The organism is Exiguobacterium sp. SH5S4 (assembly GCF_004337045.1).
Classification (GTDB): Bacteria; Bacillota; Bacilli; order Exiguobacteriales; family Exiguobacteriaceae; genus Exiguobacterium; species Exiguobacterium aurantiacum_A.
This window is the reverse complement of record NZ_SJUQ01000056.1, coordinates 1-1488: the sequence shown is the minus strand read 5'-3', so window position 1 is coordinate 1488 and position 1488 is coordinate 1. Positions and strand designations below refer to the sequence as shown.

Below are 1488 nucleotides of genomic sequence, written 5' to 3'. Positions count from 1 at the left end.
TGAACTGAACCCTGAATGATAGACACTTGATAAAAAGTGCTCATTCAGGGTTTTTTGTGTGCGGTCGAATCGATATAATGAACCTATTCATTCAGACGGGGGAACGCATCCATGAGTAAAATCATCTTCAACGAACATCAAATCAGGCAGCTCGAGTCGAATCCGAACGTGGCGTCGGTCTCGGACCGGTCGATCCAGTACACGGGCGACTTCAAGATACGGGCCGTGCTCGAGAACCAAGAGGGAAAAGGCCCCTCCCAAATCTTCGAGGAAGCCGGTTTCGACCTGGCGGTGATCGGTCGCGTGAAGGCGAAGTCATCGCTCGACCGCTGGCGCAAGACCTACCGAATCTATGGAACGGATGGCCTGTTGAACGACCGTCGTGGGAAGTCGAACGCGGGTGGGCGCCCGAAGCCGGATGACTCGCTCGAACGACGGCTCGCGAAGGCCGAGGCGCGCGTCAAATACCTGACGGCGGAGAACGAGCTGTTAAAAAAGCTAGAGGAACTCGAGAGGCAGGCGAAACGCACCGACTGACACCGAAAGAGCGATACCAGGTCATCAACACCGTCATCCGGACGTTCCGGCTGAAGAACCTCGTCCGTCCACTCTGCGAGATCGCGGGCGTGAGCCGCAGTGGCTACTATGCCTGGCTCACCCGCGCGGAAGACGACTCCCTCCGGGAAGAGCGTGATTATGCGGACTATCTTCTCCTGAAACATGTCCATGACCGCCGCGACGGGAAAATCGGTTATCGCGGGCTCTATATGGAGGTGCTCGATCTCATCGGGGCACCGATGAACCACAAGCGCATCCTCAGGTTGATGCGGAAATATGGGCTCGTCACGAAGATCCGCAGGAAGAACGCGTACCGGAAGCTCGCCAAGGCGACACACGAGCACAGGACGGTGCCGAACCGCCTGAACCGTCAGTTCGACCAGGACGAGCCGGGCAAGGTATTCGTGACGGACATCACCTATCTCCCGACACGGACAGGCCAGAACGTCTATCTCTCTTGTGTGAAAGACGTCGCGACACGCGAGATCGTGGCACACCATTTGTCGACGAGCCTACACATGGAGCTCGTCTTTCAGACGACGAAAAAGCTCGAAGAGCGTCTCCAGGGGAATCTGCATCCCGAGGCGATGATCCATTCGGACCAAGGGTTCCACTATACCCATCCGGCCTACCAGTCACGTATCCGTGGACTAGGCATGGTCCAGTCCATGTCACGTCGTGGCAACTGCCTCGACAACGCACCGATCGAGTCCTTCTTCGGACATCTGAAAGATCATATCGACCATCGATCGGCATCAGGCCTCACCGAGGTCCGGTCGATGGTCGATGCCTACATTGACTATTACAATAGTGAACGCAAGCAATGGAACCTAAAAAAAATGACTCCGGAGCAATACCGGAGCCATCTGATCGCCGCATAAAAGACGACGCACTTTTTATTAAACTGTCCGAAAAACAGGGCTCAGTTCA

Annotated in this window: 1 protein-coding gene; it reads left to right on the top strand. The window is 55.6% G+C overall.

Annotation, left to right across the window (positions count from 1 at the left end; all coding sequences use genetic code 11):
- Nucleotides 1-111 precede the first annotated feature (111 nt).
- A protein-coding gene (locus tag EVJ32_RS15850) for an IS3 family transposase (protein WP_370251113.1) occupies nucleotides 112-1439 on the top strand; the annotation gives its coding sequence in 2 pieces (ribosomal slippage) (nucleotides 112-490 and nucleotides 490-1439; 1329 coding nt in all).
- The last annotated feature ends 49 nt before the right edge of the window (nucleotides 1440-1488 follow it).